This is a genomic window from Acidovorax soli, from assembly GCF_014207955.1.
Classification (GTDB): Bacteria; Pseudomonadota; Gammaproteobacteria; order Burkholderiales; family Burkholderiaceae_C; genus Acidovorax; species Acidovorax soli_A.
Genome location: NZ_JACHLK010000023.1, coordinates 1 through 26,316 on the forward strand (window position 1 = coordinate 1; position 26,316 = coordinate 26,316).

Consider the following 26,316-nt stretch of genomic DNA (forward strand, 5'->3'; position numbering starts at 1 on the left):
GGGCAGCGGGGTCGTCTTTTCTTGGCCTACCTTCTTTTGACGAAGCAAAAGAAGGTAGGTGCGCCGCCGGGCGCACATCCCGGCTCCCGCCCTTAAAACAAGCACAGAAGCAACCAACGCCCAATACCCGAAATCAAGCCGCCGGAGTCTTCGGCTCAAAATCACAATACTGCGGCACCACACACTCCCAACACCGCGGCTTGCGCGCCTGGCACACATACCGCCCGAGCAAGATCAGCCAGTGGTGCGAATCCACCGCATAGGCCTCCGGCACCCGCTTCATCAACTGCAACTCCACCGCCAGCGGATCCTTGCCAGGCGCCAGCCCCGTGCGGTTGCTCACGCGAAAGATGTGCGTATCCACCGCCATCGTCGGCTGGCCGAAGGCGACATTGAGCACCACGTTGGCCGTCTTGCGGCCCACGCCCGGCAGGGCCTCCAGCTCCTCGCGCGTGCGCGGCACCACGCTGCCATGCTGCTCCACCAGGATGCGGCAGGTCTCCATCAGGTTCTTGGCCTTGGTGCGGTACAGGCCGATGGTCTTGATGTAGCCCTCCAGCCCCTCCAGGCCCAGGTCCAGGATGGCCTGTGGTGTGCCCGCCACTGGGAACAGCCGGCGCGTGGCCTTGTTCACACCCACGTCGGTGGCCTGGGCCGAGAGCAGCACGGCGGCCAGCAGCTCGAACGGGGTGGTGTATTCCAGCTCCGTGTTGGGCATGGGGTTGGCGGCCTTGAGGGCGGCGAAGAAGGGTTCGATCTGCTCGGTTTTCATCGTGGACGGGGTGCTTTTTTGCGGGTATGCACCTGCATTGTCCCGCACGCGCTCTGCATGCCGATTTGATGGCCGCAGCGCGATTCTTTACGCCGAATTTATACCCTGCTGCCTAGACTGCAAGCCATGTCCAACCCGTTGTTGCCTGCTGCAGGTTCCAAGGACCTTCGGTCCGCCGGTGCAGGCCCAAGCATGCAGTACCCCGATCCCTCCATGGTGGCGCTTCTTCTTCATCGCGTGGTTCCACGCACGGTGCCGGGGGCCGACGCCGATGGGCTGGTGGTTCTTGCGCTGCGCCTGCCCGGCACCGACATTCCCCAGGCGCGGCGGGCCCTGCACCGCATCCTGGGGGATCGCCTGGTGGGCTATTGCATTGGCGTCGATGCGGCGGCGCGCCACGGCATCTGTGCCCACATCAACCTGCACCGCAGCGAGCTGTCTGCATGCATGGGCCTGCTCACCGCGGGCATGCCGCAGGCCGAGTTCGGCCGGGTCGGGCCTGGGGCTGGTGCTGCGGGTTCGCCATGCGTGCATTGAACAGCGCAGCCAAAGCGCCTGTGCTTGCCGCCGTTCCCGCCCCGCTGGCCTGCAGCGGCTCCACCTGCCCCATTGGACTGGGCACGCTGGAGGATGTTGCTGCGCTCGGTGCGCTGGAAAGTGTTTCGTTCCCGGGCGACAGGATCGCCCTGGCCAACTGGCGCCGCCTGCTGCGCAGTCCCTCGGCCCGTGTTCTGGTGGCGCGCGATCCTGCAGGGACAGAACGGCGGGCGCTGATGGGCGCCTGCGTGGTGCTGCTGCGCCGGGGCACCTCGGTGGCGCGCGTCTACTCGATTGCCGTGGCACCGTCGGCGCGCCGTGGCGGGCTGGCCGCCCGCCTGCTGGCCGAGGCGCAGGCCCAGGCCCGGCGCGCAGGCTGCGCCACGCTGCGGCTGGAGAGCCGGGTGGACAACGCTGGCGCCCACGGCCTGTTCCGGCGCTTCGGCTTCGTGCCCTCGGGCCGCAAGAGTGCCTACTACGAAGACGGCGTGGATGCCATCTGTTTCCAGAAAGACCTGTTCGACGGCACCAGCCAGGGCGCGCACCCGGTGCTGCGCAGCGCGCGCCACTATGGTCAGACGCTGGACTTCACCTGCGGCCCCTGTGCGCTGCTGATCGCCATGTCGGCGCTCGACCCGGCCACCGTGATGGACCAGGCGGCCGAGATACGGCTGTGGCGCGAGGCCACCACTGTGTTCATGGCGGCGGGCCATGGTGGCTGCGGGCCTTTCGGCCTGGCCTGTGCGGCGCTGCACCGCGGCTTCGATGTGTCCGTGTATGCCGCAGCGGGCTCCTCGCTGTTCATGGACAGCGTGCGCGAGCCACACAAGAAGCGCGTGATACAGCGCGTGGAAGACGACTTCCAGGCCGAGCTGGTGGCGCATGGCGTGCCCATCTTTGCGCTGCCGGTGTCCGCCGAGGGCGTGATCGAGCAGTTGCGCCTGGGCCATATCCCCATCGTGCTCATCAGCCTGTGGCGGCTGCACCGCGAAAAGGCGCCGCACTGGGTGGCCATCATCGGATTCGATGGCGCGGTGTTCCGCGTGCTCGACCCCATGAACCGCTCGGGCGAGAGCGACGGCGGCCTGTCGCTGAGCCTGGCCGAGTTCCGAAAAATCGCCCGCTACGGGCGCCGCCGCCGGACGGCGGCCGTCATCATTGCCCGCAAGAAAGAAGTTCCCCCGTGTCCTCAGAACATGTGATCGTGGTTGAAAAGCGCTCCGACTTCCGCTGGAGCGACCCTGGCGTGAAGATCGTCACCGCCGAGGAGTTCATTGCCGAAGGCCCCCAGGCGCGCAGCCGGGTGCGCAAGGTCACCAACCTGTGCCGCAGCTACAGCTACCTGGGCACAGGCTATTACTGCTCACTGCTGGCCGAGGCGCGCGGTGACCGCGTGACGCCGGGTGTGGAGGCCATCCTGGGCCTGGCGCGCGGCAAGGCGCGGGCGGCGTCCATCGCGGTGCTGGACCGGCTCGTCGGCCCGCTGCCCGGCATACCGCGCTCCATCAGCACGCTCACGCTGCAGGTCTTCTTCGGCCGCACCGAAGACGCTGAATTCGCGGCCCTGGCCCGCAGGAGTTTCGAGCTATTCCGCTGCCCGCTGCTGGAGATCGCCATCGAGCGCTGCGATGCCCCGCAGGGCTGGCATGTGGCAGCCCTGCAGGCACTGGATCCGCGCGATGTGGACGCCCACCGCGACGAGGTCTTCACCGAAGCGCTGGGCCACTTCACGCGGCGCAGCTGGCGCCCCGTGCCGCCCGTGGCAGCGCCGCGCATGGACCTGGCCATCCTGCACGACCCCGATGACCCGCTGCCGCCCTCGAGCGCGGCCACGCTGGGCAAGCTGGTCGCCATTGGCGACAGCATGGGCATCGCGGCCGAGCTGATCGAGAAGAAGGATTTTCGCGCCTGGCGCAGTTCGATGCGCTGTTCATCCGCGAGACCACGGCCGTCAACCACCACACCTTCCAGTTCGCCAAGCGCGCCGCCGCGGAGGGCATGCCCGTCATCGACGACCCGGTCTCCATCCTGCGCTGCACCAACAAGGCCTACCTGGCCGAGCTGCTGCGCGGCCACGGCATCGCCACGCCGCGCACGCACATGGTGAGCCGCCGTACCGTGTGCGAGCTGCCGCAGGGCCTGGGCTTTCCGGTGGTGGTCAAGGTGCCCGACGGCTCGTTCAGCCGCAGCGTGAAGCGGGCCGACACCCCCGCGCAGTTGCAGGAGATCGCGCGCGCGATGCTCAGGGAGTCGGAGATCATCCTGGTGCAGGAGTACATGTACACCGACTTCGACTGGCGCATCGGCATGGTGGGTGGCCACCCCCTGTTTGCCGCCAAGTACTTCATGTGCGACGGGCACTGGCAGATCCTGCAGCACGGCGACAACGGCCAGTTCACCGAAGGCCGCACCCAGGCCGTGGCCCTGCTCGACGTACCGGCCCAGGTGCTGGCCGCCGCCACCGCTGCGGCGCGCCTGGTGGGCGAGGGCTTCTACGGCGTGGACCTCAAGTGCAATGCCGGCGGCGCCCATGTGATCGAGATCAACGACAACCCCAACCTCGATGTGGGCGTGGAGGACGCCATTGGCGGCGATGCCGTGTACCGCAGCCTGCTCGGGCACCTGCTGGGCCGCATGGAGCGGCGCTCCCAGGGGGCGTCGGGCAGCCCGACCCCACTGCCTGCTGGCGCTTAGCCCACCGGGCGCTCCACCAACTGGGCGCGCAGGAACTCGAGGAACATGCGCGCCGCCGCGGGCAGGGTGCGGCCGCTCAGCGTCTGCACTTCCACTGCGCGGGCGCTCATGCCGCGCTCGCGGATCTGGGCGGCATGCAGTTCGCCGCGGCGCACGCGGTCGCGCACCGTGACCTCGCCCGAGATCGACAGCCCGCCGCCGTGCAGCACGAAGTGGGTCAGGGTCTCGAAGTGGTTGCACACCAGCACCGGCTCGAACACCAGGCCACGCTGGCTGCAGCCGATGTCGAACAGCTGGCGCACGGTGTTGTCGCGCTCGGGCAGGGCGATGGGGTAGGGGTGCATTTGCGCCAGCGTGACCGAGGCATGGCGTGCCAGCGGGTGGTCGGGCCGCATGATGGCGATGACCGGCGAGGCCTCGCGGTGCTGCACCGTGATGTCGCGCTCGGCCGTGCGGCTGTAGGTCAGCCCGATGTCGGCGTCGCCGTTGAGCACGGCCGTGGTCACCGCCGCAGGGCTGGCCACGCGCACGCGGAACTGGATGCCCGGGTACTGCGTGCGGAACTGCGCCATCACGCGCGGCAAAAACTCGATGGCAAAGCCGGCCGAGCTGCACAGCTGTACCAGCCCGGTGTGCAGGCCCTGCAGCGCCTCTATGTCGGCCACCACGCGGTCGGCCTCCAGCGCGCCGCGCCGCGCATGGGCCGCAAGCAGTTCGCCGGCCGCGCTGGGCACCATGCCGCGCGGGCGCCGGTCGAACAGGGGCACGCCCAGCAGGTCTTCGAGCGCCGCCACCTGCCGGCTCACGGCCGAGGGCGACACGCTCAGGCGCGCGGCCGCCTCGCTCACCGAGCCGCTGCGCACCACTTCCAGGAAATAGCGCAGGGCCGTGTCCTGCAGTCGGCTGGAAAGCATGGCACCCTTTCTTTTGATTTGCGTAAAACGCAACGATAGTGTCTGAAATCGCCGATTGTAGAAAACCGGCGGCCTGCTTATGCTGGCTTACCTCCGACACATAGCGTCTGCAGCCCATGCCCGACTTCTCCACCCCCTCCGCCACGGGCGCCGCCCCCAGTGGCATCGTGGCCCATACGGCCACGGCCCTGTCGCGCGCCATCCATGCGCGCGAGGTCTCGTGCGTGGAGGTGCTCGACGCCTACCTGGCCCAGGTAGACCGCCTGAACCCCGTGGTCAACGCCCTGGTGGCCATGGCCGACCGCGATGCCCTGCGCAGCCAGGCCGCCGAGCGCGATGTGCAACTGGCACGCGGCCAGAGCCTGGGCCCGCTGCACGGCATGCCCCAGGCGCCCAAGGACATCGCGCCCGCCGCGGGCATGGTCACCACGCGTGGCTCACCGATCTTTGCCGGCCAGGTCACGGGCACCGATGCCGTGGTGTTCGAGCGCATGCGCGCCAGCGGGGCACTCTTCATCGGCCGCAGCAATTCGCCCGAATTCGGCCTGGGCGGCCACACCTACAACCCGGTGTATGGCACCACGCGCAATGCCTTCGATCCGGCGCGCTCGGCCGGCGGCAGCAGCGGCGGCGCGGGTGTGGCCGTGGCCCTGCACATGCTGCCCGTGGCCGATGGCTCGGACATGATGGGCTCGCTGCGCACGCCGGCCGCGTTCAACAACGTGTACGGCCTGCGCACCTCGCCCGGGCTGGTGCCACACGGCCCGTCGGAGGAGGTGTTCTTCCAGCAGTTCAGCGTGACCGGGCCCATGGCGCGCAACATCCCCGACCTGGCGCTGCTGCTGTCGGTGCAGGCCGGCTTTGACGCGCGCCTGCCGCTCACGCGCCGCAGCGAAGATGTGGCCGCTTTTGGCCAGCCGCTGGAGCGCGACTTCCAGGGCACACGCATCGGCTGGCTGGGCGACCTGGGCGGCTACCTGCCCACCGATCCGGGCCTGTACACCACCTGCGAGAAGGCACTTGGCCATTTCCGCGCTGTGGGCTGCACGGTGGAGAAGGCCGTGGTCGATTTCGACCTGGACCAGCTGTGGAAGGCCTGGCTCGACCTGCGCAGTTTCAACGTGGCGGGGGCCAACGCAGCCCTGTACCACGATGCGGCCAAGCGCGGCCAGCTCAAGCCCGAGGCGGTGTGGGAAATCCAGCGCGGCCTGGCGCTCACGGCCATGCAGGTCTACGACGCGGCGCGCGTGCGCACCGCCTGGTACCAGGCACTGCGCGGGTTGTTCACGCGCTTCGATTTTCTGGTGCTGCCCGCCGCCCAGGTGTTCCCTTTCGACGCCAGCCTGGACTGGCCGCACGAGGTGGCCGGGCGCCGCATGGACACCTACCACCGCTGGATGGAGACCGTGGTGCCCGCCACCATGGCCGGGCTGCCCGCGCTGGCCGCGCCCGCAGGCTTCGGGCCCGAGGGCCTGCCGGCCGGCCTGCAGATCATCGGCCCCGTGCAGTCCGACGCGGCCGTGCTGCAGATCGGCCACGCGTACGACCTGGCCAGCGGCTACTCGCGCGTGCACAGCCCCTTGCTGTCCTGAGCCTTCCCGCCGATTTTCACCGTCGCCTGCGTTCGTTCGCGGCGCTTTTCCCTGCCCTGGAGATGTTTTCCATGCCCGTGCCGCGTTCCCGTTTCCTGTCGTGTCTGGTGGCCGCTGCGGCCGTTCTGGCGGTGCCTGCCGTGGCGTGGGCCCAGCAGCAACAACAGGTCTATCCCGACCGCCCCATCAAGCTCATCGTGCCGTTCGCACCCGGCGGCGCCACCGACATCCTGGGCCGCCTGCTGGCCACCGCCCTGGGCGAGCGCCTGGGCCAGCCCATGGTGGTGGAGAACCGCGCCGGTGCCGGTACCGTGGTGGGGGCCTCCATCGTCGCCAAGGCGCCGGCCGATGGCTACACCCTGCTGCTGGGCGCCAACACCACCTTCACGCTGAACCCGGCCATCCGCAGCAACCTGCCCTACGACCCCGTGCGCAGCTTCACGCAACTGGGCCTGGTGGCCGACATGGGCCTGCTGCTGGTGGCCCACAACGACACGCCGGGTGCCACGCTCAAGGACGTGATTGCCCAGACGAAGGCTGCGCCCGAGAAGTTCTCGTACGGCTCCTACGGCACGGGCTCGTCCGTGCACTTCGGCGGCGAGGTGCTCAAGTCCACCACCGGCATGAAGATGCTGCACGTGCCCTTCAACGGCAGCGCGCCCAACCTCACGGCGCTGATGGGCGGGCAGGTGCAGTTCGCGGTCGATACGGTGGTGGCTTCCACCCCGCTGATCAAGGCCGGCAAGATCAAGCCCATCGTCGCCCTGGGCGCGCAGCGCCTGGCGCTGCTGCCGAATGTGCCCACCGTGGCCGAGAGCGGCTACCCGGGCTTCGACATGGGCTCGTGGTTCGCCTTCGTCGGTCCTGCAGGATTGCCCGCGCCCGTGACGTCCAGGCTGGAAAAGGCCCTGGCCGACACCATGGCCTCGGCCGAGTTCAAGAAGAAGCTGGTGGACATCGGCATGACCCCCTCCTGGTCCAACGCCGATGGCCTGCGCACGCGCATCGAGCGCGAACTGCCGGCAATGCGCGCCGTGGCGGCGCGGGCGGATATCCGGGGCGATTGAGCGCCGGGATGCCGGCGTTGGCCTGGCGGGTGAGGGCACTGAGTTAGCTGGGCTCGCTGGGGGGATCGGTGCAGAATGCTTGCATCACCGGAATCTTCCATGCGCCATTTCCTCCCTTTTTCGCTCCTGGCCCTGCTGGCCTGCCTGCCTTTGCAGGCTGCGGCATGTTCGTGCCCCCTGACGACCGACAAGGAGCGCATCGGTGCAGCCCAGCTCATCTTCGAGGGAAAGGCCGTCAATATCCAGCCGGCGGTGGCTGCCGAGGCCCCGGGCGACGGTGCACTGCCCGGAAATTCGCGATCCAACGGGTTCATGCGTGCGACATTCCGCGTGACCAGACTCTGGAAGGGCGAGCCCGAGGGCCGGGTGGAGGTGGACTACATCGAAGGCAATGGCAGCAACTGTGGCTGGCGGCCTTACCTCGGGGATCTCATGCTCGTGTATGCGCATGGCAGCGCGGCCAAAGGCTACACCACGAGCGCCTGCTCCGTGAGTGGAAACATCCAGGAACTGTCAGCCTACCGGGCCAAGCTCGACGCCATCGAGCAGCGCTTGGCCCGTGATGGGGCAGACGCGCAGGCGCTGCGTGACCGGGACGCGCTGGCACGCGAGTACGGTGAACGGGTACAGGGCGAATCGCCAGTGGCGCGCTGAGCCTGCGGTCTGATTTGGTCGCCGTTGGCGCTTTCGGTAGGCTGTTTGGCGACACCCACCGGCATTTCGTCGCAAGCCGGTGTGCCGGGCCAGCCGGCCTGCCTACAGTGCCGTCCATGCCGCTGCTTTCGCGGTCCAACCACTGAGGCACACACCATGATGAACCTGCTGTTCCAGACGCTTGCCGCCGCCGCCCTGCTGGGCCTGGCTGGCCAGGCCGGCGCGCAAACCACACAGCCACAGGAACAAGGACAACAGGCGGGCTACCGCACGCTCACCGTTCCCGGCGACACCCCCATCCAGGTCGCGTTGTTCTACCCCACCGCGGCGCCGGCCCGTGCCCTGCCCATGGGCCCCTGGCAGCCGGTGGTGGCACCCGGCGCACCCGCTGCCCAGGCGCCGCTCAAGGGCCTGGTGCTGATCTCGCACGGCACGGGCGGCTCCGAAGTGGGCCACCACAACCTGGCCACGCGCCTGGCCCGGGACGGCTACCTGGTCGCGGCCCTGCGCCACCCGGGCGACAACTGGGAAGACCGCTCCATGGTCACCTCGGGCCGCTACTTCAGCGAGCGCCCGCGCCAGGTCAGCCGCGTGCTCGATGCCCTGCTGGCCAGCCCTGAGTGGGGCAGCCGCATCCCGGCCGGCCGCATCGGCGCGGTAGGCCATTCCGCCGGTGGCTACACCGTGCTGGCGCTGGCCGGGGCTGAGGCCGAACCCCAGCGTGCCGCCCAGCACTGCCGCAGCGTGCAGGACGACCCCATGTTCTGCTCCCTGGGCAAGCTGCCTGCCACGGGCCCGCTTCCGTCCGCCCTGGCCGTGCCTGCAGACGCTCCGGGCCGCGACGCGCAGCGTGTCGCCGTGCCCGACCAGCGCATCCGGGCCATTGTGGCCCTCGCACCCCTGGCCGTGGTCTTCACCCCCGAGAGCCTGGCGGCTGTCACCGTGCCAGTGCGTGTCATCGTGGCCGAGCGCGATACCGTGCTGGTCGGCAAGTACCACGGCGGCCGCGTGGCCGCCCACATGCCCAAGGCGCAGGCCAGCACGGTGGCCGGGGCAGGGCACTTCGCCTTCATGGCCCAGCCCTCGATGCCGCTGCCCTCGGAGGCGGGCGATGCCGCAGCCAACCCGCCGGGCTTCGACCGGGTCGCCTACCAGCCCGAGCTGGAAAACCAGGTCGCAGGGTTCTTCGCGCAGCAGTGGAGGTGAGCCCCGGGGGGGACGGGGGGAGACGGGGCAGGGGAGTATGCTGTTCGGCACCCCCAGCCCCGCCCCGTTTGCCATGGCTTCATCTTCTTCTTCCCCGACGCCGCAGATCCTGCTGACCAGTGCCACCCGGGCGTGGACCGGGCTGCGCGCCGATTTCGTGCACATTCCCCGGGGCCGGGTGCAGGTGCCGGGCGGTGAGATGCACAGCCTGGGCATGCATTTCGGCCCACCCGTGCATGCCGATTGCGAATGCGGTGGCCAGCGCATGCGCCGAGTGCAGAAGCCCGGGGACATCGACGTGGTGCCCGCCGGCGTGGGCGGCTCCTGGGAGGACGATGCCGACTGCCGCATCCTGCGCCTGGGCCTCCAGCCCGCGCTGGTCGAGCAGGTGGCGCAGGACCTCGGACTGCCGGCCACCAGGGCGCAACTGGTGCCCCGGCTGCAGCTGCGCGACACGCGCATCGAGGCCATCGGCTGGGCCGTCAAGGCCGATCTGGAGGCAGAGCTGCCCGCCGACCCGCTGTACATCGACCTGCTGGCCAATGCCCTGGCCGTGCGGCTGATCGAGACCGCCGTGGGCAGCAGCCTGGAGCCCCCAGGCCGCACGGTGCCGACCATGCCGGCACGGCAACTGCGCCGCCTCACCGAATTCATCGAAAGCCACCTGGACCGCAGGCTGCACCTGGCCGATCTGGCGCAGGTGGCCGGCCTCAGCGCCACGCGCCTCAAGACCCTCTTCCGCAACAGCACCGGCATGCCGGTGCACCAGTACGTCATCCGCCGCCGGGTCGAACATGCCCGGGCCTTGCTCACCACCACGGCCATGCCGGCGAGCGAGGTCGCGGCTGCGGCGGGCTTCGCGCACCAGAGCCACATGGCCTCCACCATGCGCCGCCTGCTGGGCCACACGCCCGGCGACATCGCCCGCCAGGCGCGCGAAATCGGCCCGAAACTGCCATAGGCGGTCTGAATCTGCGCGACGGCGGCGGCGTGCGGCGGCATCCTTGCCCATCTTTGATGCAAGGAATAAATCCATGTTCGCAATAGTAGGAGCCGCTGGAAAAGTCGGCTATTCCACCTCACTGGCCCTGCGCGAGGCCGGCCTGCCGGTCCGGGCGGTGCTGCGCGACGCGGCCAAGGCGCCCCGGCTGGCCGCCATCGGCTGCGAGGTCGCGCTGGCCGACCTGCAGGACCCCGAGGCCCTGGGCCGGGCGCTCGCGGGCGCCCAGGCTGTGCAGCTCATCTGCCCGACCACACCCCAGGCGCCCGATGCGGTGGGCGACATGCGCCGCTCCATCGACAGCATGGCAAGGGCGCTGGAGCAGGCGCGCCCCGGCCTGGTGCTGGCGATCTCCGACTACGGCGCGCATGTCACCGAAGACATCGGCATGCCCAGCGTGTTCCACGGCTTCGAGGAGCGCCTGTGCCCACTGCCGATGCCCAAGGTGTTCCTGCGCTCGGCCGAGCACATGGAAGGCTGGCGTGGCCTGATTCCGGTGGCTGCGGCCACGGGTGTCCTGCCGACCTTCCACCAGCAGATCGACAGGCCTTTCCCCACGGTATCGGCGCAGGATGTGGGCCGCATCGCGGCGGACCTGCTGCTGCAGAGCCCAGGTGTGGAAACCGGCGTGCGCGCCGTCCACGCCGAAGGGCCGCGCCGCTACGCCGCGAGCGATGTGGCTGCCGCCCTGGGCGAACTGCTCGGGCGCAGCGTCACCGCCCAGGCCATCCCCCGCGCGCAGTGGATGGATCGTTTTGTCCGCATCGCGAGCGAGAGCATGGTCCGCCTGCTGGTGGGCATCTACGACGCCCACCAGCGAGGCGGGCTCATCGACGTCGAGCCCGGTGGGGGCGAGGTGCGCCAAGGCACCACCAGCCTGGTCCAGGCGCTGCGGCCGCTGGTTCCCGGGCGTTGATGGCCCGCGCAGGCGGCTCAGGCGTGTTTGCGCACCGCCGCATACAGCCAGCAGGCAAACGCCCCCGTCTTCGGGTCCACCGCAAAGTCCTCGTCGTAGACCTCCACGGCGGGCCGTGCATCGAATTCCCAGCCTTCGGGCAACTGCCCTGGTGCACCCAGGGCGGCCCAGGCCGCGCCGATCTCGGCGCCGGTGCCGTGAAAGCGCTGGCACAGGTAGTCGCCGCCCGCAAAGTCCTGCACCTGGGCATCAGGCCCCGTGCGCAGGCCCACGCCGACCTGCACGCAGGCGTCGTAGCGGCATTGCTCGGGCGGCGTGCAGGCCGGGTCGTCCAGGCTCAGGCCGTAGAACCTGGGGCGGGGCTCGCTCAGGCGGTGCTCGGCGCACCACTGGCCAAAGCGCTCCCACAGCTGGCCCAGGGCCGGGCCGTAGGGGCCCGTGTGGCGCATGTAGGCGAGGCGCATCTTCGGCAACTGGCGGATTTCCAGGGGCATGGCACAGGTCTCCAGGGGAATTCTGTCGAAGGGCAAGTCTACGCCGCAGGAAACCTGCACGCCAATTGGCGACAATGGCGGATTCACCGTCCACCGGAATTCCACCCCATGCAATTCGCCGACCGCCTGAACAACGTAGAAACCTCCGCCATCCGAGAGCTGTTCAAGCTCCTGGGCAAGCCAGGCATCATCAGCTTTGCCGGCGGCTTCCCCGACAGCGCCATGTTCGACGTGGAAGGCATCCGCGAAGCCAGCAACCAGGCCCTGACCGAAGAACCTGGTGCGGCCCTGCAGTACGGCGCCACCGAGGGCTACCAGCCGCTGCGCGAACAACTCGCCGCCTTCATGGCCAGCAAGGGCGCCAAGGACCTGGCTCCCGAGAACCTCATCGTCACCACCGGCAGCCAGCAGGCCCTGGACCTCTTGGGCAAGACCCTCATCAGCCCCGGCGACAAGGTCATCGTGGAAGGCCCCACCTTCCTGGCCACCATCCAGTGCTTTCGCCTGTACGGCGCCGAACTCATCAGCGCCCCCATCGACGGCAACGGCGTGAAGACCGACGAGCTGGAAAAACTCATCGCCGAACACAAGCCCAAATTCGTCTACCTCATCCCCACCTTCGGCAACCCCAGCGGCGCCATGCTCAGCCTGGAACGCCGCAAGGCCGTGCTGGAAATGGCCGTCAGGCACCAGACCCTGATCGTCGAAGACGACCCCTACGGCGATCTGTACTTCGGCGAAGCCCCCCCGCCCAGCCTGCTCAACCTCTCGGCCAGCGTGCCCGGCAGCCGCGAACTGCTGGCGCACTGCGGCTCCATGAGCAAAGTGCTCTCGCCCGGCCTGCGGGTGGGCTGGATGATCGCTCCGGCCGAACTGCTGGCCAAGGCCACCATGTGCAAGCAATTCAGCGACGCACACACCAGCACCTTCGCCCAGGCCACCGCCGCCCAGTACCTGAAAGCCGGGCGCATGCCCGCCACCCTGGCCAAGGTGCGCAAGGTGTACGCCGAACGCGCCCAGGCCATGGGCGATGCGCTGCGCAAGGAACTGGGCGAGGCCATCGACTTCGTGCAGCCCCAGGGCGGCCTGTTCGTCTGGGCGCGCCTCACGGGCGCGGGCGGCAAGGTGGCCGACGGCAACGTGCTGGCCAAGCGTGCCATCGAGAAGGGTGTGGCCTTCGTGCCCGGCACGCCGTTCTTCTGCGCCAACCCGGACAACGCGACGCTGCGGCTGTCGTTTGCGACGGCGGATGTGGAGAAGATCCGTGAGGGCGTGGCGCGCCTGGGGCAGGCAGTCTGATGGACAGCCCGCAGCAGATCATCGAGCGGCTGGAGAACCTGGAGATCAAGGCCAGCTTCACCGAAGACCTGCTGGACCAGCTCAACATGACCATCTTTCGCCAGCAGGAGCTGATCGACCGGCTCACGCAGGAGGTGATCCAGCTGCGCCAGCAGGCGCCCGATGGCGGTGCCGGCGGTGCAGTGCGCAACCTGCGCGACGAGCTGCCGCCGCATTACTGAACTGAGGTTCCGCAGCCCGCGGTGCCTTGGCCGCGGGCGGGCCGGTCCTTGCTGACCGCTGGCAGCGGTCAGCGCGCAGGGCGACTGGCCACCGCGGCGAACCCACCCTCCAGAAAAGCGCACAGCGTCTCCGTCATGGGGGCGATGCTGCGCGAATCGAAACGCCCGTCGGACAAGGTCTCGATCCGGTCGGTGCGCGCACACACGGCCAGCATGGCCCCCACCATGAAGAAGAACGCCCGGTGCAGGTCTTCGCTGGACACCTCGGGCAGGCTGCGCTGCAGCTCGGCGATGTACTGGCGCGCGACCGCGTTGAAGTGCTTCTCGGCCAGATCCTTCCACTCCGCGCTGGCGGCCACCACCGCGATCAATCGGGTGTAGTTGCGCCAGCCCTCGTCGCCGGAGTCGCCCCGCGCCATGATGGTGCCCACAAAGCCGCCCACCAGGTCGCGCAGCGCGAGCGGGGCGGTTCCATGCGCGGCCCGCAATGCCTCCAGGTGCGCCAGGCGCTCGCGGTTGAGCACGTCGGAGCGGCGTGCCAGTACCTGGTCGAGCAGTGCCTCCTTGGCGCCGAAGTGGTAGCCGATCAGCGCGAACTGGCACTCGGCATGGTGGGCGATATCGCGGATGGAAGTGGCGTGGAAGCCGGCGTCGGCGAACAACCGCTCGGCGACATCCAGGATGCGCTGGCGGGTCGCTTCGCTGTCGGCCCGGCGCTGGGGGATGCGCGTGCGGCCCTTCTCGGCCGGGGCGGGGCGGGAAACGGAACTCATGGCCCACATCGTAGAGCACTGGACAGGCCTTCCAGCGATTGACCTTAAACTTTATCCATACGTATAATCAATAAAAAATGCGAAGGAGACAAACCGATGGAAGCCAGCAATCCGCTCGACGGTTTTGTGGTGGACCGAAGCCGCATCGGCTTCGTGGGTGAGGGCCTGCAGCGGCCCGAATGCATCCTGGCCGAAGCCGATGGCACGCTGTGGTGCGCCGATGCGCGCGGCGGCGTGACGCGCATCGGCGCCGATGGCGCGCAGCGCTTCATCGGCCAGCGCGCCGACGACCGCTTCGCCACGCACGCCGAGGGCACGAGCGGCGAGATGGAAGCCAAGTACACCACCGGCACCTTGCCCAATGGCCTGGCCTTTGCGGCCAATGGCGACATCCTGGTCTCCAACTTCGGCACCGACCTGCTGGAGGTGATGGACCGCGAGGGGCACACGCGCACGCTGTACGACCGCATCGACGGCATGCCCATCGGCAAGGTCAACTTCGTGCTGCGCGACTCGCGCGGCCGCATCTGGCTCACCGTGTCCACCCGCGTCAACCCCTGGACGACCGCCGCCACGCAGCGCGTGCGCGATGGCTATGTCGCCGTGGTGGAAAACGGCCGCCTGCGCGTGGTGGCCGACGGCTTTCACTTCACCAACGAGATCCGCCTCGATGCCAGGCAGGAGTGGCTGTACGTGGTGGAGACCACCGGCCCCTGCATCACCCGCCTGCGGCTGGACGAGTCGCGGCCCGGCGAGGTCGCGCTCACAGACCGCGAGGTCTTCGGCCCGGCGCACCTGGGCGGCCTGCCCGATGGCATTGCCTTCGATGCCCATGGCAATCTCTGGTGCACCCTGATCATGGTGGACCGCCTGGTTGCGCTGACCCCCGGTGGCGACCTGCGCACCCTGCTCGACGATGGCGAGCCGCAGGCCAGCGCCCGGCTGATGGCGCGTTTCGACGCCGGCACCATGACCACCGAGGACATGCAGCAGGCCCGCGGCCAGATCGCCCCGTGGATGGCGAGCATCACCTTCGGCGGCCCCGACCTGCGCACCGTCTACCTGGGCAGCCTGCTGGGCACCCGCATCCCCTTCTTCCGTTCGCCGGTCGCCGGCCTGCCCATGGTCCATTGGTCCACCACCCCCTGAGGTCTTCATGTCCCACAAAGCCATCATCAGCTGCGCCGTGACGGGCGCCGTGCACACGCCCACCATGTCGCCCCACCTGCCGGTCACCCCGGCGCAGATCGCGCAGCAGAGCATCGATGCCGCCGCCGCGGGTGCGGCCATCATCCACCTGCATGCGCGCAACCCGGCCGACGGGCGGCCGTCGCCCTCGGCGGACGTGTACATGGAGTTCCTGCCCGAGATCGCGCAGGCGACCGACGCCGTGATCAACATCACCACCGGCGGCAGCGTGGCCATGTCGCTGAACGAGCGCCTGGAGGCCGCGCTGCGCGTCTCGCCAGAGCTGGCCTCGCTGAACATGGGCTCGTTCAACTTCGCCATGTTCCGGATGGCCGAGCGCCCGCGAGAGTGGCAGCACGCCTGGGAGCAGCCTTACCTGGCCGCAACGGAAGACGGCATCTTCAAGAACACCTTCAGGGACATCAAGTACATCCTGCAGACCCTGGGCGAGGGCCATGGTACGCGCTTCGAGTGCGAGTGCTACGACCTCGGCCACCTGTACAACCTGGCCTACTTCGCCGACATGGGGCTGATCAAGCCGCCCTTTCTCGTGCAGACCATCTTCGGCGTGATGGGTGCCATGGGGGCCGATGCCGAAAACGTGCTGGTGATGAAGCAGACGGCCGATCGCCTCTTGGGCAAGGACTATGTCTGGTCGCTGTTTGCCGCCGGCAAGAACCAGATGGGTTTCGGCACCATGGGGGCTGTGATGGGCGCGCACGTGCGCGTGGGCCTGGAAGACAGCCTGTACCTGGGCCGCGGCGCGCTGGCCACCTCCAACGCCCAGCAGGTGGCCAAGATGCGCAAGGTGCTGGACGAGCTGGGCATCGCCGTGGCCACCCCGCAGGAGGCGCGCGAGCGCCTGGCCCTGAAGGGGCGGCACAACGTGGCGCTGGCCTGAGACCCTTACCACCGCATCGCAACAGAACACACACAAGCAAGGAGACAAGCATGCGCAACCCACCCCTCATCGCACGCCGCCAGGTCCTGGCGCTGGCAGCCGCAGCCCTGCCGCTGGCCACATGGGCCCAGGGCGGCGGCTTTCCGAGCAAGCCCATCCGCATCGTCGTGCCCTTCGGCGCGGGCTCTTCGCCCGACGTGATCGTGCGGCTCATGGGCGAGCCCCTGTCCAAGGCCCTGGGCCAGCCTGTGGTGATCGACAACCGCGCCGGCGCCAGCACCATCATCGGTGCGCAGAACGTGGCCACCTCGCCGGGCGACGGCCATACGCTGCTGTACACGGTGAACAACACCACCTCCATCAACCCCTATGTCTACAAATCGCTGCCCTACAAGAGCGACGACTTCGTGCCGGTGGCCCGGGTGCTCTCGGTGCCCTATGTGCTGCTCACCGCGAGCCAGTCGCCGCACAAGACCCTGGCAGACCTGATCGCGGCCGCGAAGAACAGCCCCGGTGCCCTGAGCTATGGCAGCTACGGCATTGGCCAAGGCACCCATGTGGCCATGGCGCGGCTGCTGAACATGGCCGGCGCCAACATGCTCCACGTGCCTTACAAGGACAGCGCCATTCCCGACCTGATGGCCGAGCGCATCGCCACCACCTTCGAACCCTCGACCACCGCCATCGGCCAGGTCAAGTCCGGCAAGCTCAGGGCCCTGGCCATCTCGGGCCCCAAGCGCATCGAGGCGCTGCCCGACGTGCCCACCGTGGGCGAGACCTTCGCCGGCTTCGTGGGCGACTCCTGGCACGGCCTGCTGGCGCCCAAGGGCACGCCGGCCGATGTGGTGGGCAAGATCAACGCGGCGGTCCAGTCCATCGTGGCCAGCGCCGCCTTCCAGGCGCGCCTGCGCGAGCTGGGCCTGGTGCCGGCCGGCGGCAGCCCCGAGGAGTTCCGCCGGTTCCTGAAAGAAGACGCGCAGGGCTGGGCCAAGGTGGTGCGCGACAACGACATCCGCGCGGAATGAGCGCCCGGCCCCTGGAAGACATGCAAGCAACGCAGGAGAGTGTTCCCATGACCCGCCAATTCGTCGACCTGTCCATCTACCTCGAAAACGACGTGGTGAGCGACCCACCCGCCTTCGCGCCCCGCATCGAGTATTTCACCCACGAGAACACCGTCGACCAGATCGAGCCCTTCTTTCCCGGCCTGCAAAAGGGCGACCTGCCCGATGGCGAGGGCTGGGCGGTGGAGCGCGTGCAGCTGTCCACCCACAACGGCACCCACCTGGATGCGCCCTACCATTTCCACAGCACCATGGACAAGGCGCTGGGCGAGAAGAAGCGGGCCTGGACCATCGACGAGGTACCGTTGGAATGGTGCTTCCAGCCCGGGGTGAAGCTCGACTTTCGCCACATGGACGATGGCTATGTGGTGACCGCGGCCGACGTCGAGGCCGAGTTGCAGCGCATCGGCCACACGCTCTCGCCGCTAGAGATCGTGGTGGTCAACACCCGCGCGGGCAGCCGCTATGGCCACAACGACTTTGTCTCCGCCGGCTGCGGCATGGGCTATGGCGCCACGATGTACCTGCTGGAGCGCGGCGTGCGCCTGACCGGCACGGACGCCTGGAGCTGGGACGCGCCCTTCGTGCACACCGCCGAGAAATATGCCGCCACCCACGATGCCAGCCTGATCTGGGAGGGGCACAAGGCCGGGCGCGACATCGGCTACTGCCACCTGGAGAAGCTGCACAACCTGGAGGCACTGCCGCCCACGGGCTTCTACATCTCGTGCTTTCCGCACAAGATCCGCGGCGCATCGGCCGGGTGGACGCGCGCCGTGGCCATCTTCGATGAGGTGCTGATGGCGCGCGAAGCCTGATCCCAGGGCGGGGGGCTATCATGGGCCTTCACGTCCAACCCCCCTTGGCCCATGCCTGCATTTGTCTCCGCGAAGAACATGGCGCTGACACTGTGCGGTGCAGGCGTGGCGCTGCACCTCTACACCGCCCTTTTCAAGGCCGAAGGCGGCATGGACGCCGCCGCCTTCCTCGTCGGTCTGTTGCTCTGGTCGTGTGCCCCTTATGCCATCGCCGCATTGCTGGCTCGGGGCCGCCGCGTGCTGTGGGGGCTCGGTGCGGCTGCGGGATGCCTGGCTGCGGATGCGTTCATGCACTACTCGGTCTTTGTTGCCCCCAAAGGCTCGACGGCCGCGCTCGGCCTGCTCTTCATGCCGCTGTGGAACCTGCTGGTCATCGGGCCCGCGGGCGCCTTGCTCTGCTGGCTGGCCTACCGGGTTGCAGGCCGCCGGGGCGGTGCTGCCGGCTGACAGGGCTTCAGGCGCGCACGGCCCGCCACGCCGCCGCCGCCAGTTCGCTGCGGTAGATATCGGGCGAGGGCAGGGCGCTGTTGCCTGCGCGCTCTGACAGCCAGGCGCGGCAGTAGCTCTGCACCGGGCCCATCACCAGCGAGGGCATGAGCTCGCAGGGCAGGTCACGCAGCGCACCGCTTTGGCGGTGCGGCCCGAACCAGGCCACCAGGGCCTGGTTGCGGCCGCGTGCGGCCTCGGCCAGCTCGGTGCTGCGCGGGCCGGCGGCCACCAGGCCGCGGGCCTGGAAGAGAAAGCGCGCATGCACGGGCTGCGCCACCACCCAGTCGAGGTAGCCGGTCACCAGCGCCTGTACGCCGGCCTCCACGCCGACCGAGGCATCGAGCTGCGCCTGGATGCTGCGCGACTGCGTGTGGAAGATGTCGAAGAACAGCGCCGCGACGATGCCCTCCCTGCTGCCGAAGTGGTGGTAAATGCTGCCCACGCTGGCGCCGCAGCGCGCGCGCACGCCGTCGATGGAGACGGCCTCCACCCCCGCCTGTGCGGCGCAGGCCAGGGCGGCGTTGAGGATCTCCTGGCGGCGGTCGGTGGTCTCGGCGGAATGGGCCGGAGAGGGCTTGGTGGAGCTGCGGCTTGCCATGGAAGTGCATTCTAGAATAAAGTTCTAGAAAAATATTCTAGGAATGTCGATGTCGGCATTCCGGCCACATCTTCATCCATCGGCGCCCCCACGCGCCTGCCCACCATGAAATCCATCGCCAGCGAGCTGCCGCCCGGCCACGCCCTGTACCCCCACCTGCTTGCCCCGCTGGACCTGGGGTTCACCCAGATCAAGAACCGTGTGCTCATGGGCTCCATGCACACGGGGCTCGAAGATGCGCGCGACCTCTCGCGCATGGCGGCCTACTTCCGCGAGCGGGCCGAGGGTGGGGTGGGGCTGATCGTGACGGGGGGCTTCGCGCCCAACATCGCGGGCTGGACCAAGCCGTTTGCGGGCACGCTGTCCACCGCGGGCGCGGCGCGCCGCCACAGGGTGGTGACCGAGGCCGTGCACGGCGCGGGTGGCAAGATCGCGCTGCAGATCCTGCACACGGGCCGCTATGCCTACCACCCGCTGGCGGTGGCTCCGTCGCGGCTGCAGTCGCCGATCACACCGTTCACGCCGTTTGCGCTGTCGGCCGGCGGGGTGGAGCGGCAGATCCGTGCCTTCGTCAACTGCGCCCAGCGCGCCCGCGAGGCCGGGTACGACGGCGTGGAGGTGATGGGCTCCGAGGGCTACCTGATCAACCAATTCCTTTCGGCCGCGACCAACCGCCGCACCGATGCCTGGGGCGGCGACTACAGCCAGCGCATGCGCCTGCCGCTGGAGATCATCGGTCGCATGCGCGAGGCCGTGGGGCCGGATTTCATCATCATCTACCGCCTGTCCATGATCGACCTGGTGCCCGGCGGCAGCGCCTGGGACGAGATCGTCACCCTGGGCAAGGCCGTGGCCACCGGCGGCGCCAGCATCGTCAACACCGGCATCGGCTGGCACGAGGCGCGTATACCGACCATTGCCACCAGCGTGCCGCGTGCGGCCTTTGCCTGGGTCACGCAGAAGATGAAGGCCGAGTTCGCAGCGGCCGGCATTGCCACACCGCTCGTCACTTCCAACCGCATCAACACGCCCGAAGTAGCCGAACAGGTGCTCGCCGAGGGCTGCGCCGACATGGTCTCCATGGCGCGCCCGCTGCTGGCCGACCCGGCCTTCGTGAACAAGGCGGCCCAGGGCAAGGCCGACCGCATCAACACCTGCATTGCCTGCAACCAGGCCTGCCTGGACCATGTGTTCAAGGCCAAGACCAGCAGCTGCCTGGTGAACCCGCGCGCCTGCCATGAGACGCTGCTGGTCTACACGCCGCTCACGCCGCAGCAAAAGCCCAAGCGCATTGCCGTGGTGGGCGCGGGGCCTGCCGGCCTGACTGCCGCCACCGTGGCGGCCGAGCGCGGGCACGAGGTGCATCTGTTCGATGCGGCCGATGCCATCGGCGGCCAGCTCAACATGGCCAAGCAGGTGCCGGGCAAGGAAGAGTTCCACGAGATGCTGCGCTACCTGGCCACGCGCGTGGAAGACACGGGCGTGCAGCTGCACCTGTCCACCCCCGTGCAGGCGGCCAACCTCACGGGCTACGACGAAGTGGTGATCGCCACGGGCGTGAGCCCGCGCGGCCCCAAGATCCCCGGGCAGGACCATCCCAAGGTGCTCAGCTACATCGACGTGCTGCGCCATGGCAAGCCGGTGGGCGAGCGCGTGGCCATCATCGGTGCCGGCGGCATCGGTTTCGACGTGGCGGAGTTCCTGGTCCATGAAGGCCACTCCACGACGCTGGACCTGCCCGCCTGGCAGGCCGAATGGGGCATCACCGACCCCGCCGAGGCACGCGGCGGCCTGGCCCCCAAGGGGCCGCAGGTCACGCCGCCGGCGCGCCAGGTCACGCTGCTGCAACGCAAGAAGGGCAAGCTCGGCGAAGGCCTGGGCAAGACCACGGGCTGGATCCACCGCACCACGCTGAAGATGAAGCAGGTGCAGATGGTGGGCGGCGTGAACTACGAGCGCATTGCCGATGAGGGCCTGCTCGTCTCTTACGGCGAGCAGCGCGAGGACCCGACCTGGATCCCCTGCGACACCGTGGTGCTGTGCGCAGGCCAGTTGCCGCTGCGCGCCCTGGCCGACGAGCTGCTGGTGCTGGGCAAGAAGCCGCACGTGGTGGGCGGTGCGCTGGAAGCGGGTGAACTCGACGCCAAGCGCGCCATCGACCAGGCAGCGCGCCTCGCAGCCACGCTCTGAGCCCTTACGCGCGGGTGTTCCGCTCGCGCACCAGGTTGATGTGCGCCATCAGGTTCGGGTAGAAAAAGCGTCCGCCGGGCGCCTGCGGGTCGCTGCACAGGGCTTCGAGCTCATCGCAGAGCTCCAGGATGCGCGGGTTGTTGGCTGCCTCGGCGGTGGACAGCGGCAGGCGGTTGTACGGGTCGGTGTAGAGGATGGATTCCGACAGCGGGCGCGTGCAGCGCACGGCATCGAGGCCCTGCACCGTGGCCAATTGGTCCAGCAGGGGGCCGAGCACGGTCTCGCAGCGCTGGGCCAGCAGCAGCACGGTTCTGGCCAGGCCCTGGGGCCCGCGCAGCACGAGCGCGGTGTTGCCCTCATCGTCCTGCTCGATCAGGAGTTCCGGGTCGCCGCGCAGCCACTGCCACAGGCGCAAGAGGGCGGTGTAGGGCAGGTGGCTCTCAGGGGTGTCGTTGAAATAATCAGGCAGGCCATGGTCGCGGACGCGCTCGGCGACAGTGTCCACACGCGATGCCAGCGTCAGCGCCAGCGTGATGGCACCCTGCGGGGTGGACTTGACCACCAGCAGCAGCCAGTGGTTGCCGCCAGGGAAGGCACTGCAGTACAGGTGCCCTATGCGCTCGGGCGATGGCGGTTCGGCCATCTCTGGCTCGTTGACCGGGTCGTGCACGAAGCTCTTGGCCTGCATGAAGGGCTGCAGTGCGCGCAGCACAGTCGCATACACGCTATCCAGTGCGGGCAGTACCGGCCATTGGATCTGATCGCGCTGTGCGCGCCACTCTTGCAGGCGGCGGTTCAGCACCAGCGCCAGCCGGTCGTAATTGTGCCAGTGGCAGGGGATGCTGCAGGAGTCGTCCAGCGCATGCCCCGTGCGGCTGAACTGGACGGCGAAGACCTTGTCGAAGTCATCGTTGAACTGCGTTGCGTAGTAGTGCTCGGTGAAGGCCCGGCCTTCATCGTTCACATCGTCGGCAGTGAACTTGCCATCGCAGGCATCGAAGAGAAAATCCGCACAGGACATGCGCCGTGCGCGCAGGTCGTCCAGGCAGTCATTGACGCCCTCGCCGCCCAGCCCGCGCAGCGTGAGCCAGGCCAGGTACATCCCGATGCGCGTGCCTGCGGCCTCCTTGGGCAGGTCGGTCTGGAAGTCGATGAAGTAGTAGTCCGCGGAGTCGAAGATCATGGCCGCTCGCCAATTGGCTGCCCCAGCGCGTGGTACACGCGCGCTGCCGCATAGGCATCGTTGGCCGCATAGACCAGTTGCGATTCGGTGAGCTTGGGGTTGGCCCAGTTGGAGGTGGCGGCCTTCTTGGACTTGATGAAGCGCTGGTTGAACAGCACGGCCACGGCGCCCTTGACGCCCATGTCCTTGCGGTAGCCCTGCTGGCGGAACACGTGGTTGAGTTCGAGCACGCCTGCGGGCTCCACGCCCAGCTTGGCCACGATGCGTTTCTTGTCGTCACCAAGGCCAAAGCCGGCCTTGGTCACACCGGGCCGCGCCAGCAGCTGGGCCACCAGGTGGCGGCAGCCTTCATCGTGCAGCTGGAACACCCAGGCCTTGTCCAGGGTGGACAGCTGCACCACGTGCGGGCCGTCGGACACCTCGCCCTGCACGAAGGTGGGTTTGGACTCGGTGTCGAAGCCCCAGGCCGTGCTGGCCGCCAGCTCTTCGCCGGCCCGCTGGGCCTGGTCGGCGGTGCTCACCAGGGCGATGCGATCCGGGGCAAGGCGCGCAAAAGGCGCCAGCAGCGCGATCTCTTCCTTGCCGGGAACGGTGCGCTCGGTGAATGGACGGATCATGGGCTATTGTAAAAATGATTCCAAATGCAAGTGCGGTTGCAGCAGGCTTCCCTGCCTGCCATCATGCCCGGTTGCCGGTCGCTGCGGGCGCATGGCCCGGGCCGCCGCGTGACAAAACCCCTGTTCTGGTGATGTAGGTCACGCCTGACGTGCAATTGAGCGCTGCACGACATGCGGCGGACCCCCTGCGTGGCTAAGATCAATCTCGCCAGCCGGGATTGTCGCTGTCTGTTCTTTCCTTGAAGACTGTCTGTCTTGTTTTTGCGCCCTGACCTTTTCGGCTGGCCTCGCGTGCTGACCCACCTCGCGGGGAGGGGGGCAGCCGGTTGGCGCAGCCTGCGAACGGCATGGTTTGCCCTGGGTTTTGCGATTGCCTGCGGCATGATGCAGTTGATCCCGGCCTTTCAGTCGCCCGATGAAATCGTGCACCTGCTGCGGGCCGACATGGTGGCCCATGGCCAAGCCCTGCTCGGGAGCGAAGCACCCCACGAACCTGGCAGGACCGGCGGCTGGGTGGACACCAACTTCTTCCTGTTCTCGCAGTGGATGCAGAAGATCGTGGGGCCGCACCGGGACCGCAGCCTGTCACCCGCGTGGCTCATGAGCGAGGCCACCCGCTTCGAGTGGCAGGACGATGAGATCTTCGTCAACGCCGCGCCCACGGGCTATTACGCGCCCTTCATCTACCTGCCGCATGCGTTCGGGCTCAAGCTGTCGCGTGCGCTCGACCTCTCCCTGGGCCACAGCTACCAGCTCACGCGCATGCTGGTCACCCTGCTGGTGTTCGGCCTGGTCCTGTGGGCCTGGCAGATCGCGCGGCCCGCGCTGCTGGTGCAGGCGCTGGTGCTCATGCCCATGGCGCTGTTCCAGATCATCTCGCCCACCATCGACGGGCTGTGCTTTGCGCTGGCACTGCTGGTGCTGTCGCTTTTCCTGCGGCAGTGGCAAGGGGGCCAGGCCACGCGCTGGCAGGCCTTTGCGTTCCATGCTGCCATCTTCCTCCTGGTCACCTCGCGCACCAATCTGATTCCCCTGGTGCTGCTGCCTCTGGCGCTGCTGGTGCGGCACGGAACCTGGCCGCGCCTGGCTGCCTCGGCCATGCTGCTGGCCGCCAGCGCCGGGTGGACCTTGTTCGGGCTGGCCCACACCGAGGACAACCGCGTCGTGCGGGCCCTCTCCACGGGCCAGGTGATCGCCACCTACCTGCGCGAGCCGATGGAGTTTTTGCGCCTGGTGGGGCGCACGGTCGCCGACCCGTTCCAGGGCCATCTGATCGCCTCGTCGTTCGTGGGCAACCTGGGCTGGGCCGATGCGCCCATCCCTGGCTTTGCGCTGGTCGCCATCGGCTGCGGCCTGCTGCTGGCGGCCGTGCTTACCGTGGCGGCAACGCGCTACCAGCGCCAGGATGCGGCCATCCGGGCCGCGCTGCTGGTGGCAGGCCTGGGCAGCACGCTGCTGGCCTTCTTTGCGCTGGCCGTGACCTGGAACGACTACCCTGCGCACGTCATCCAGGGCTTGCAGGGGCGCTACTTCATCATCCCTGCCATGCTGCTCGCGGCGGCACTGGGGCCTGTGCGGCTGGAAGCGGCGCAAGCTCCATCGCCGCCGGCGCACAGGCTGTTCGTCCTGCTCTATGCGGCCTTTTGCCTCACGGTGCTGGCCACCACGCTGCACGGACGCTATGGCATGGGGGTGGCGGTCTTCGACTTCTGAGCGCACACGCGGCGCAGCCGCTGCTCAATAGCCCTGGTTGTCCAGATCGGCATCGGCCAATGCGATCCGGTCGCGCCCTTCGTGCTTGGCCTGGTAGAGCGCCTGGTCGGCCCGGTCCAGCAGGTCGCGCAGGCTGCGGTCGCTGCCCCTGAGCGTGCCCAGGCCCAGGCTGGCGGTGATGCGGTAGCGGTGGCTGCCATGGCCGGCATCCGCCACTCCCAGTTCCAGGGTGCGCACGCAATTGAGCAGCCGCACGGCCACCTCGTGGCCCTGGGCCAGCGTAGTGCCCTGCAGCAGCACGCCGAACTCTTCGCCGCCCAGGCGGCCCACGGCATCGCCGGGGCGCAGCCCCTCCATCACGGCCCGGGCAAAGGCCACCAGGGCGCGGTCGCCCTCCAGGTGGCCGAAGCGGTCGTTGATGGACTTGAAGTGGTCCACGTCCAGCATCAGCAGCGTGAGCGGCGTGTGCTGCGTTCGCGCCGTCTGGTAGGCGGCCTCGGCCGTCTCCAGGAAGGCGCGGCGGTTGGCCATGCCGGTCAGCATGTCGGTGGTGGCCAGGCGCTGCAGCTCGCGCTCCAGGTTCTTGCGCTGCGTCACGTCGCGGTAGATGCCTTCCACGCCGGCAAACTGGCCTTGGTGGTCGTACAGCGCGTGGCTGCTGATCGAGATGTCGATCACCACGCCGTCGCGCCGCACCATCTGCCCCGGAAAGTCGGCCACCTCGCCTTTTTCCTGGATGGCCGCCTTGAAGGCATCGCGGTCCTTGCTCTGCGGGTAGTAGGACTCGGCCGTGCGGCCCTCGATCTCGTGCGGCTCGTAGCCCAGCACGCGGCGCACCCCGGGGCCCACGTGCTGCACCACGCCCTGGGCATCGGTGCGGTAGTACACGTCCTGCATGTTGTCGAACAGGCGCCGGAAGTTGTGCTCGCTCTCGCGCAACTGCTCCTGGATCTCGCTCTGGTGCGTCATGTCCATGCCGCACATCAGGAGGGCTGGCGCACCCTGCCATTCGATGGCCACGCTGGCCACCAGCACCATGCGCAGCTGGCCCTTGTCGGTGCGCACGCGGAACTCCGAGGACTTGTTGGGCCGGCCCGCATGGTCGGGCTGCTTCACGCGCTCGATGCGCTGGCTGGAGCGCGCCTTGTCCATGGGGTGCACGAAGTGGCCCAGGATGCGGCCCAGCAGGGCCTGCTCGCTGTCGGCCTCCAGCAGGGCCACGCCGGCCGCATTGGCCCGCAGGATGACCCCTTCCGGCGTCACCACCAGTGCGGCCGCCGGCAGCAGTTGCAACAGTTCCTGATCGTGGTCCATGCGCAGCTGTAACAATACGTATAGCGGCATTGTGGCACTTCAGGCGCCAAACACCGCCAATTGCTTGGCAATGGTCGTAGGCGGTTGCGGGGCTTCCCTGCG

At 68.6% G+C, this 26,316-nt stretch carries 27 protein-coding genes; 19 read left to right on the forward strand and 8 right to left on the reverse strand.

From position 1 onward, the window contains the following. Positions 1-133 precede the first annotated feature (133 nt). The gene (gene nth / locus HNP48_RS32150) at positions 134-772 is read right to left on the reverse strand and encodes an endonuclease III (RefSeq protein WP_184865112.1); all 639 of its coding nucleotides are present in this window, start codon (positions 770-772) and stop codon (positions 134-136) included. Between the two features lie 192 nt (positions 773-964). Between nth and HNP48_RS32155 the strand changes: the two genes are divergently transcribed. Genes HNP48_RS32155 through HNP48_RS35575 form a run of 4 tightly spaced genes read left to right on the forward strand, consistent with a single transcriptional unit; the run spans position 965 to position 4,003 of the window. After that, the gene (locus HNP48_RS32155; RefSeq protein ID WP_184865114.1) at positions 965-1,309 is read left to right on the forward strand and encodes a hypothetical protein; all 345 of its coding nucleotides are present in this window, start codon (positions 965-967) and stop codon (positions 1,307-1,309) included. Then, complete coding sequence (locus HNP48_RS32160) at positions 1,297-2,511, forward strand: GNAT family N-acetyltransferase/peptidase C39 family protein (protein WP_184865116.1); 1,215 nt, start codon at positions 1,297-1,299, stop codon at positions 2,509-2,511. The genes HNP48_RS32155 and HNP48_RS32160 overlap by 13 nt, the downstream gene beginning before the upstream one ends. Beyond that, complete coding sequence (locus HNP48_RS35570; RefSeq protein ID WP_311773880.1) at positions 2,493-3,416, forward strand: RimK-like ATPgrasp N-terminal domain-containing protein; 924 nt, start codon at positions 2,493-2,495, stop codon at positions 3,414-3,416. Before HNP48_RS32160 ends, HNP48_RS35570 begins: the two co-directional genes overlap by 19 nt. Beyond that, positions 3,308-4,003, forward strand: coding sequence for a RimK family alpha-L-glutamate ligase (locus HNP48_RS35575; RefSeq protein WP_260420457.1), 696 nt, complete (start codon positions 3,308-3,310; stop codon positions 4,001-4,003). The genes HNP48_RS35570 and HNP48_RS35575 overlap by 109 nt, the downstream gene beginning before the upstream one ends. Here HNP48_RS35575 and HNP48_RS32170 read toward each other — a convergent pair. Continuing rightward, positions 4,000-4,917, reverse strand: coding sequence for a LysR family transcriptional regulator (locus tag HNP48_RS32170; RefSeq protein WP_184865118.1), 918 nt, complete (start codon positions 4,915-4,917; stop codon positions 4,000-4,002). The genes HNP48_RS35575 and HNP48_RS32170 overlap by 4 nt on opposite strands. A 116-nt stretch (positions 4,918-5,033) precedes the next feature. Here HNP48_RS32170 and HNP48_RS32175 point away from each other — a divergent pair, with 116 nt between their 5' ends. The 6 genes from HNP48_RS32175 (at position 5,034) to HNP48_RS32200 (ending at position 11,352) form a co-directional block, all read left to right on the forward strand. Beyond that, complete coding sequence (locus tag HNP48_RS32175; RefSeq protein WP_184865120.1) at positions 5,034-6,509, forward strand: amidase; 1,476 nt, start codon at positions 5,034-5,036, stop codon at positions 6,507-6,509. Between the two features lie 71 nt (positions 6,510-6,580). After that, positions 6,581-7,576 (forward strand): tripartite tricarboxylate transporter substrate binding protein, encoded by a 996-nt coding sequence (locus HNP48_RS32180; protein ID WP_184865122.1) that lies wholly within the window; start codon positions 6,581-6,583, stop codon positions 7,574-7,576. Between the two features lie 99 nt (positions 7,577-7,675). After that, complete coding sequence (locus HNP48_RS32185; protein WP_184865124.1) at positions 7,676-8,230, forward strand: hypothetical protein; 555 nt, start codon at positions 7,676-7,678, stop codon at positions 8,228-8,230. 156 nt (positions 8,231-8,386) lie between these two features. After that, the gene (locus HNP48_RS32190; RefSeq protein ID WP_184865126.1) at positions 8,387-9,436 is read left to right on the forward strand and encodes a hypothetical protein; all 1,050 of its coding nucleotides are present in this window, start codon (positions 8,387-8,389) and stop codon (positions 9,434-9,436) included. Between the two features lie 37 nt (positions 9,437-9,473). Further along, the gene (locus HNP48_RS32195; protein ID WP_260420458.1) at positions 9,474-10,397 is read left to right on the forward strand and encodes a helix-turn-helix domain-containing protein; all 924 of its coding nucleotides are present in this window, start codon (positions 9,474-9,476) and stop codon (positions 10,395-10,397) included. Between the two features lie 73 nt (positions 10,398-10,470). Next, a complete protein-coding gene (locus tag HNP48_RS32200) occupies positions 10,471-11,352 on the forward strand; it encodes an NAD(P)H-binding protein (RefSeq protein WP_184865128.1) in 882 nt (293 codons plus the stop codon). Between the two features lie 17 nt (positions 11,353-11,369). Here the strand turns inward: HNP48_RS32200 and HNP48_RS32205 are convergent, their stop codons facing one another. Beyond that, positions 11,370-11,846, reverse strand: coding sequence for a GyrI-like domain-containing protein (locus tag HNP48_RS32205; protein ID WP_184865130.1), 477 nt, complete (start codon positions 11,844-11,846; stop codon positions 11,370-11,372). 108 nt (positions 11,847-11,954) lie between these two features. Here HNP48_RS32205 and HNP48_RS32210 point away from each other — a divergent pair, with 108 nt between their 5' ends. Further along, positions 11,955-13,145 carry a PLP-dependent aminotransferase family protein gene (locus HNP48_RS32210; RefSeq protein ID WP_184865132.1) on the forward strand — a complete coding sequence of 397 codons (1,191 nt, stop codon included), beginning with the start codon at positions 11,955-11,957 and terminating at the stop codon, positions 13,143-13,145. Further along, positions 13,145-13,366 (forward strand): SlyX family protein, encoded by a 222-nt coding sequence (locus HNP48_RS32215; RefSeq protein WP_184865134.1) that lies wholly within the window; start codon positions 13,145-13,147, stop codon positions 13,364-13,366. Before HNP48_RS32210 ends, HNP48_RS32215 begins: the two co-directional genes overlap by 1 nt. A gap of 68 nt (positions 13,367-13,434) precedes the next feature. On the opposite strand, the gene HNP48_RS32220 is transcribed toward HNP48_RS32215, so the two are convergent. Continuing rightward, on the reverse strand, positions 13,435-14,139 hold the full coding sequence (locus tag HNP48_RS32220; protein ID WP_184865136.1) for a TetR/AcrR family transcriptional regulator: 705 nt from the start codon (positions 14,137-14,139) through the stop codon (positions 13,435-13,437). 96 nt (positions 14,140-14,235) lie between these two features. Between HNP48_RS32220 and HNP48_RS32225 the strand changes: the two genes are divergently transcribed. From HNP48_RS32225 to HNP48_RS32245, 5 genes are read left to right on the forward strand one after another with little or no spacing between them, the layout of a single operon-like run. After that, positions 14,236-15,288, forward strand: coding sequence for an SMP-30/gluconolactonase/LRE family protein (locus HNP48_RS32225; RefSeq protein WP_184865137.1), 1,053 nt, complete (start codon positions 14,236-14,238; stop codon positions 15,286-15,288). 7 nt (positions 15,289-15,295) lie between these two features. Next, on the forward strand, positions 15,296-16,228 hold the full coding sequence (locus tag HNP48_RS32230; protein ID WP_184865139.1) for a 3-keto-5-aminohexanoate cleavage protein: 933 nt from the start codon (positions 15,296-15,298) through the stop codon (positions 16,226-16,228). 50 nt (positions 16,229-16,278) lie between these two features. Then, positions 16,279-17,253, forward strand: coding sequence for a tripartite tricarboxylate transporter substrate binding protein (locus HNP48_RS32235; protein WP_184865141.1), 975 nt, complete (start codon positions 16,279-16,281; stop codon positions 17,251-17,253). 47 nt (positions 17,254-17,300) lie between these two features. Then, positions 17,301-18,110, forward strand: coding sequence for a cyclase family protein (locus HNP48_RS32240; RefSeq protein ID WP_184865143.1), 810 nt, complete (start codon positions 17,301-17,303; stop codon positions 18,108-18,110). 51 nt (positions 18,111-18,161) lie between these two features. Beyond that, positions 18,162-18,557: a hypothetical protein gene (locus HNP48_RS32245; protein ID WP_184865145.1), complete on the forward strand. Its 396-nt coding sequence runs from the start codon at positions 18,162-18,164 to the stop codon at positions 18,555-18,557. A 7-nt stretch (positions 18,558-18,564) separates the two neighbouring features. On the opposite strand, the gene HNP48_RS32250 is transcribed toward HNP48_RS32245, so the two are convergent. Further along, a complete protein-coding gene (locus HNP48_RS32250; RefSeq protein ID WP_184865147.1) occupies positions 18,565-19,197 on the reverse strand; it encodes a TetR/AcrR family transcriptional regulator in 633 nt (210 codons plus the stop codon). A gap of 105 nt (positions 19,198-19,302) precedes the next feature. On the opposite strand from HNP48_RS32250, the gene HNP48_RS32255 reads away from it, so the two are divergent. After that, complete coding sequence (locus HNP48_RS32255) at positions 19,303-21,387, forward strand: NADPH-dependent 2,4-dienoyl-CoA reductase (protein ID WP_184865150.1); 2,085 nt, start codon at positions 19,303-19,305, stop codon at positions 21,385-21,387. A gap of 4 nt (positions 21,388-21,391) precedes the next feature. Here the strand turns inward: HNP48_RS32255 and HNP48_RS32260 are convergent, their stop codons facing one another. Next, positions 21,392-22,570, reverse strand: a complete 1,179-nt coding sequence (locus HNP48_RS32260) for a hypothetical protein (RefSeq protein ID WP_184865152.1) — start codon at positions 22,568-22,570, stop codon at positions 21,392-21,394. Then, positions 22,567-23,187 carry a 3'-5' exonuclease gene (locus tag HNP48_RS32265; RefSeq protein WP_184865154.1) on the reverse strand — a complete coding sequence of 207 codons (621 nt, stop codon included), beginning with the start codon at positions 23,185-23,187 and terminating at the stop codon, positions 22,567-22,569. Before HNP48_RS32265 ends, HNP48_RS32260 begins: the two co-directional genes overlap by 4 nt. Before the next feature lie 381 nt (positions 23,188-23,568). Between HNP48_RS32265 and HNP48_RS32270 the strand changes: the two genes are divergently transcribed. Next, complete coding sequence (locus HNP48_RS32270) at positions 23,569-24,900, forward strand: DUF2142 domain-containing protein (RefSeq protein WP_184865156.1); 1,332 nt, start codon at positions 23,569-23,571, stop codon at positions 24,898-24,900. Between the two features lie 24 nt (positions 24,901-24,924). Here HNP48_RS32270 and HNP48_RS32275 read toward each other — a convergent pair whose 3' ends face one another. Then, complete coding sequence (locus tag HNP48_RS32275; protein WP_184865158.1) at positions 24,925-26,214, reverse strand: sensor domain-containing diguanylate cyclase; 1,290 nt, start codon at positions 26,212-26,214, stop codon at positions 24,925-24,927. Between the last annotated feature and the right edge of the window lie 102 nt (positions 26,215-26,316).

Coding starts and splice junctions, on each gene's coding strand:
- HNP48_RS32200 (WP_184865128.1), top strand. CDS start 10,471: ATGTTCGCAATAGTAGGAGCCGCTGGAAAAGTCGGCTATTCCACCTCA.
- nth (WP_184865112.1), bottom strand. CDS start 772: ATGAAAACCGAGCAGATCGAACCCTTCTTCGCCGCCCTCAAGGCCGCC.
- HNP48_RS32260 (WP_184865152.1), bottom strand. CDS start 22,570: ATGATCTTCGACTCCGCGGACTACTACTTCATCGACTTCCAGACCGAC.
- HNP48_RS32175 (WP_184865120.1), top strand. CDS start 5,034: ATGCCCGACTTCTCCACCCCCTCCGCCACGGGCGCCGCCCCCAGTGGC.
- HNP48_RS32220 (WP_184865136.1), bottom strand. CDS start 14,139: ATGAGTTCCGTTTCCCGCCCCGCCCCGGCCGAGAAGGGCCGCACGCGC.
- HNP48_RS32270 (WP_184865156.1), top strand. CDS start 23,569: ATGATGCAGTTGATCCCGGCCTTTCAGTCGCCCGATGAAATCGTGCAC.
- HNP48_RS32195 (WP_260420458.1), top strand. CDS start 9,474: ATGCTGTTCGGCACCCCCAGCCCCGCCCCGTTTGCCATGGCTTCATCT.
- HNP48_RS32155 (WP_184865114.1), top strand. CDS start 965: ATGCAGTACCCCGATCCCTCCATGGTGGCGCTTCTTCTTCATCGCGTG.
- HNP48_RS32275 (WP_184865158.1), bottom strand. CDS start 26,214: ATGGACCACGATCAGGAACTGTTGCAACTGCTGCCGGCGGCCGCACTG.
- HNP48_RS35575 (WP_260420457.1), top strand. CDS start 3,308: ATGCCCGTCATCGACGACCCGGTCTCCATCCTGCGCTGCACCAACAAG.
- HNP48_RS32215 (WP_184865134.1), top strand. CDS start 13,145: ATGGACAGCCCGCAGCAGATCATCGAGCGGCTGGAGAACCTGGAGATC.
- HNP48_RS32205 (WP_184865130.1), bottom strand. CDS start 11,846: ATGCCCCTGGAAATCCGCCAGTTGCCGAAGATGCGCCTCGCCTACATG.
- HNP48_RS32185 (WP_184865124.1), top strand. CDS start 7,676: ATGCGCCATTTCCTCCCTTTTTCGCTCCTGGCCCTGCTGGCCTGCCTG.
- HNP48_RS32240 (WP_184865143.1), top strand. CDS start 17,301: ATGACCCGCCAATTCGTCGACCTGTCCATCTACCTCGAAAACGACGTG.
- HNP48_RS32180 (WP_184865122.1), top strand. CDS start 6,581: ATGCCCGTGCCGCGTTCCCGTTTCCTGTCGTGTCTGGTGGCCGCTGCG.
- HNP48_RS32160 (WP_184865116.1), top strand. CDS start 1,297: ATGCGTGCATTGAACAGCGCAGCCAAAGCGCCTGTGCTTGCCGCCGTT.
- HNP48_RS32255 (WP_184865150.1), top strand. CDS start 19,303: ATGAAATCCATCGCCAGCGAGCTGCCGCCCGGCCACGCCCTGTACCCC.
- HNP48_RS32170 (WP_184865118.1), bottom strand. CDS start 4,917: ATGCTTTCCAGCCGACTGCAGGACACGGCCCTGCGCTATTTCCTGGAA.
- HNP48_RS32230 (WP_184865139.1), top strand. CDS start 15,296: ATGTCCCACAAAGCCATCATCAGCTGCGCCGTGACGGGCGCCGTGCAC.
- HNP48_RS32265 (WP_184865154.1), bottom strand. CDS start 23,187: ATGATCCGTCCATTCACCGAGCGCACCGTTCCCGGCAAGGAAGAGATC.
- HNP48_RS32250 (WP_184865147.1), bottom strand. CDS start 19,197: ATGGCAAGCCGCAGCTCCACCAAGCCCTCTCCGGCCCATTCCGCCGAG.
- HNP48_RS32210 (WP_184865132.1), top strand. CDS start 11,955: ATGCAATTCGCCGACCGCCTGAACAACGTAGAAACCTCCGCCATCCGA.
- HNP48_RS32235 (WP_184865141.1), top strand. CDS start 16,279: ATGCGCAACCCACCCCTCATCGCACGCCGCCAGGTCCTGGCGCTGGCA.
- HNP48_RS32190 (WP_184865126.1), top strand. CDS start 8,387: ATGATGAACCTGCTGTTCCAGACGCTTGCCGCCGCCGCCCTGCTGGGC.
- HNP48_RS32225 (WP_184865137.1), top strand. CDS start 14,236: ATGGAAGCCAGCAATCCGCTCGACGGTTTTGTGGTGGACCGAAGCCGC.
- HNP48_RS32245 (WP_184865145.1), top strand. CDS start 18,162: ATGCCTGCATTTGTCTCCGCGAAGAACATGGCGCTGACACTGTGCGGT.